Raw genomic sequence first — 4,356 nt, forward strand, 5'->3', positions numbered from 1 at the left:
CAGGCGGTGGGTGCTGATATTGCCAGTGAGCAGGCGGCGTTGTCGGCGGCGTGGCAGGGCGATACGGGGATGACGTATCAGGCGTGGCAGGCGCAGTGGAATCAGGCGATGGAGGAGTTGGTCCGCGTGTATCACGCGATGGCCACCACGCATGAGACCAACACCTTGATGATGAATGCGCGCGACACCGCCGAAGCCGCCAAGTGGGGCTGACAGAGCGCACGCTCTGGTCTGTTACGGCCGGTTGCGGCCGCCGTCGTCGGACATTCCATCGTGGTCATTGCGGCGTAGGGTCCGTGGAATGCCTGTGATGCGTAGTGAAGGTGACAGCTGGGATATCAGTACGAGTGTCGGTTCCACGGCATTGCGCGTAGCCGCCGCCCGGGCACTGGAAGCCGGCAAAACCGATCCGGCCGCGACCGATCCCTATGCGGAGCTGTTCTGCCGGGCGGCCGGCGGGGACTGGGAAGCTTTGGTGGCGGGCACCTTGTCCGACCATCCGCTGTTGACCGCCGACTTCGGGGAGCACTTCGTCAACTACCAGGGCGCCCGCACCCGCTATTTCGACGACTACTTCCAGCGCGCCGCCGAGGCTGGGCTGCGCCAGGTGGTGATTCTGGCTGCCGGACTGGACTCCCGGGCCTTCCGATTGTCCTGGCCGGACGAGACAACGATCTTCGAGTTGGACCAGCCGCAAGTGCTCGCCTTCAAGAGCTACGTCCTGTCGCAGCGCGGCATCCGTGCCACGGCGGAGCGGCGTGAGGTCGCCGTCGACCTGCGTGAGGACTGGCCGCAGGCGCTGCGTGAGGCCGGATTCGACCCGGCCCAGCCGTCGGTGTGGATCGCCGAGGGCCTACTGATCTACCTCCCCGCCGTTGCGCAGCAGCAGCTGTTCTCCGGAATCGATGGCCTGGCCGCCTCGGGCAGCCGCGTGGCGATCGAGGAGGGCATACCGCTGTCCAGCGAGGATTTCGAGGCCGCGGTGCGGGCCGAGGTCGCTGCCGGTGACGACAGGCGGATGTATTTCCGGCTGGTCTATAACGAGCGCTGCGCGCCTGCCGAGCAGTGGTTCGGCGAACGGGGCTGGACTGCGGTCGCGACGCCGATGGCTGATTGCCTGCGTCAGCTGGGACGTCCGGTTCCGGAGCCGGACACCCCGGCCGGTCAGATGATCCTGCGGAACTCGCTGATCTGGGCAGTCAAGAGGTAGGAGCGGTGGGTGGCAATTGCCGAGAACCGTTGTGGAAGACGAGCCCCGTATGCGGTAGCGTACGGGACAATCGAAAATGATTTTCAATAAGGAGTCGGTGATGGGTTGGGACGACGTCGGCGCATCAGCGTCCCGTTCGTGGGCCGAAAAACCGCCTGTGAGAGTGATGGAAGTCGCCCGCCGATCGGCTCGATCGATCTCGACAGTTAGCTTATGCAATGCTAACTTCAGCCGGGTTGGTGCTGTCAAAAATAGTGAAGGGGCGAGCCACGCATGAACAACGGTGATGCGGCTTTGCTCACCCCGAATCCCCGGGTTGACGAGGAAACCCTCAGCCGGTTTGCCACCTGCTGCCGAGCCCTCGGTATCGAGGTTTACCAGCGCAAACGTCCTGCCGACCTGGCCGCGGCGCGCACCGGCTTCGCCGCGCTGACCCGCGTCGCACACGAGCAGTGCGATGCCTGGATCGGCCTGGCGGCCGCCGGCGACCAGTCGCCGCGGGTACTGGCCGCCATCTCGGAGACTGCCGCCAGCGCCGGAGCCCTGCAGCGGCGCCTGGACTTGAAGCCGGGTGCGCTCGGGTTCCACTACGACACCGGGCTGTACCTGAAGCTGCGCGCCACCGAAGCCGACGACTTCCACCTCGCCCACGCCGCGCAACTGGCGATGGCCGGCCGGTGCGCCGAGGCGAACGAAGTGGTCGCGGAGATCACCCAGCGGCGTCCCGACTGGAACGATGCTCGCTGGATGGCGATCGCGGTGAACCACCACGCCGAGCGCTGGTCGGACATGGTCAAGCTGCTGACTCCGATCGTCAACGACCCCGATCGTGACGAGCTGTTCACCCACGCCGCCAAGATCGCCCTCGGGATCGCTCTGGCGCGGCTGGGCATGTATGCCCCGGCGTTGTCCTACCTGGAGGAGCCGGAAGGCCCGATCGCGGTCGCGGCCACCGACGGGGCGCTGGCCAAGGGGCTGATCCTGCGGGCCCAAGACGACGAGGAATCCGCGGCCGAGGTGCTGCAGGATCTCTATGCCGCCAACCCGGAGAACGAGCAGGTTCAACAGGCCTTGTTGGACCACAGTTTCGGGATCGTCACCACCACTGCGGCCCGGATCGCCGCGCGCACCGACCCCTGGGACCCCGACACCGAGCCGAGTGCCGAGGACTTCGTCGACCCGTCCGCCCATGAACGCAAGGCCGAACTGCTGGCCGAAGCCGAGCGCGAACTGGGCGAGTTCATCGGGCTGTCCGAGGTCAAGAACCAGGTTCAGCGGCTCAAGAGTTCGGTGGCCATGGAAGTGGTGCGCAAGCAGCACGGGCTCGCCGTCGGCCAGCGCACCCACCACCTGGTGTTCGCCGGGCCGCCCGGGACCGGTAAGACCACCATCGCCCGTGTGGTGGCGAAGATCTACTGCGGCCTGGGGCTGCTGAAGAAAGAGAACATCAAAGAGGTGCACCGTGCCGACCTGATCGGTCAGCACATCGGTGAGACCGAGGCCAAGACCAACGCCATCATCGACAGTGCGCTGGACGGGGTGCTGTTCCTGGACGAGGCCTACGCATTGGTGGCCACCGGCGCCAAGAACGACTTCGGTCTGGTTGCCATCGACACGCTGCTGGCGCGGATGGAGAACGACCGTGACCGGCTGGTGGTGATCGTCGCCGGGTACCGCGCCGACCTGGACCGGTTCCTGGACACCAACGAAGGTCTGCGGTCGCGCTTTACCCGCAGCATCGACTTCCCGTCGTACCAGCCCCCGGAGCTGGTCGAGATCGCCTACAAGATGGCCGAGCAACGCGACAGCCGTTTCGAGCAGGCTGCACTCGAGGAGATGCAGGCCCTGTTCGGTCAGCTGGCCGAGGCGTCGCATCCCGACGCCAACGGCATCGCCCGGCGCAGCCTGGACATCGCCGGCAACGGCCGGTTCGTGCGAAACCTCGTCGAACGCTCCGAGGAGGAGCGCGAATTCCGGCTTGACCATTCCGAGCAGTCCGGCACCGGGCTGTTCACCGATGAGGAGCTCATGACCATTACGACCGAAGATGTTCGTAACTCGGTGGCGCCGTTGCTGCGTGGCCTGGGCCTGGAGGCCAACGCATGAGCGCGGCTCAGCCCGACCGGTCCGATGAAGAGCGGCGCTCGTTCGCGTCGCGCACCCCGGTCAACGAGAACCCGGATCGGGTCGAGTACCGGCGCGGGTTCGTCACCAAGCATCAGGTCAGCGGTTGGCGGTTCGTCATGCGGCGCATCGCCTCCGGCGTAGCCCTGCACGACACCCGGATGCTGGTGGAGCCGCTGCGCGCGCAGGCGCGTGCGGTGCTGATGGGTCTGCTGGTGCTCGCCACCGTGGCTGGCGGATGCTTCGTCTTCACCTTGATCTGGCCCAACAGTGCGGCCAACAACGACCCGGTGCTGGCGGACAAGTCCACCTCCGCGCTGTATGTGCGGGTCGGAGACCAGCTGCACCCGGTGCTGAACCTGACCTCGGCGCGTCTGATCGCCGGTCGGCCGGTCAACCCGACCGTGGTGAAAAGCACTGCGCTGGACAAGTTCGCCCGCGGAAACCTGATCGGCATCCCCGGAGCCCCGGAACGCATGGTGCAGAACAGCGCCCGTGACGCCGATTGGACCGCGTGCGACGCGGTGACCGGCTCGGTCGCCGGGGTCACGGTGATCGGCGGGCCGTTGGCTTACAGCGGGTCCCGGGCCGGAGCGCTCGACGCTCAGCACGCGGTGCTGGTCGACAACGGTTCCGGCGCATGGCTGTTGTGGGACGGCAAGCGCAGCCGGATCGACTTGTCCGACCACGCCATCACTGGCGCACTGGGACTCGGAGAGCGGGGTTCGACGGTGCCCACCCCGCGCCCGATCGCCACGGGACTGTTCAACGTGATTCCGGAGGCGCCGGCATTGGTGGCGCCGGTGATCCCCGGTGCCGGTGGTAAGCCGTCGTTCGACCTGCACGCGGCCGCGCCGGTGGGCGCGGTTGTGGCGGCGCACTCCCTGGACGGCAATTCCGACAGCGCGTTGCGCTATTACGCGGTGTTGGAGGATGGGTTGCAGCCGATTTCGGGTGTGGTTGCGGCGGTGTTGCGTAATACGGATTCGCAGGGTTTGGAGCGGCCGCCGGTGTTGGGTGCG

General features: G+C 66.8%; 4 protein-coding genes. All 4 read left to right on the forward strand.

What is annotated here, in order from left to right:
* The coding region (locus tag ABW16_RS23515) for a WXG100 family type VII secretion target (RefSeq protein ID WP_047321621.1) at positions 1 to 213 on the forward strand (213 nt) is incomplete at its 5' end.
* Between the two features lie 97 nt (positions 214 to 310).
* Positions 311 to 1,210: a class I SAM-dependent methyltransferase gene (locus ABW16_RS23520; RefSeq protein WP_047321622.1), complete on the forward strand. Its 900-nt coding sequence runs from the start codon at positions 311 to 313 to the stop codon at positions 1,208 to 1,210.
* 273 nt (positions 1,211 to 1,483) lie between these two features.
* Positions 1,484 to 3,316, forward strand: a complete 1,833-nt coding sequence (gene eccA / locus ABW16_RS23525; RefSeq protein ID WP_047321623.1) for a type VII secretion AAA-ATPase EccA — start codon at positions 1,484 to 1,486, stop codon at positions 3,314 to 3,316.
* The coding region (eccB, locus tag ABW16_RS23530) for a type VII secretion protein EccB (RefSeq protein WP_047321624.1) at positions 3,313 to 4,356 on the forward strand (1,044 nt) is incomplete at its 3' end. The genes eccA and eccB, both read left to right, overlap by 4 nt.

This window comes from Mycolicibacter heraklionensis (assembly GCF_001021505.1).
Lineage (GTDB): Bacteria > Actinomycetota > Actinomycetes > Mycobacteriales > Mycobacteriaceae > Mycobacterium > Mycobacterium heraklionense.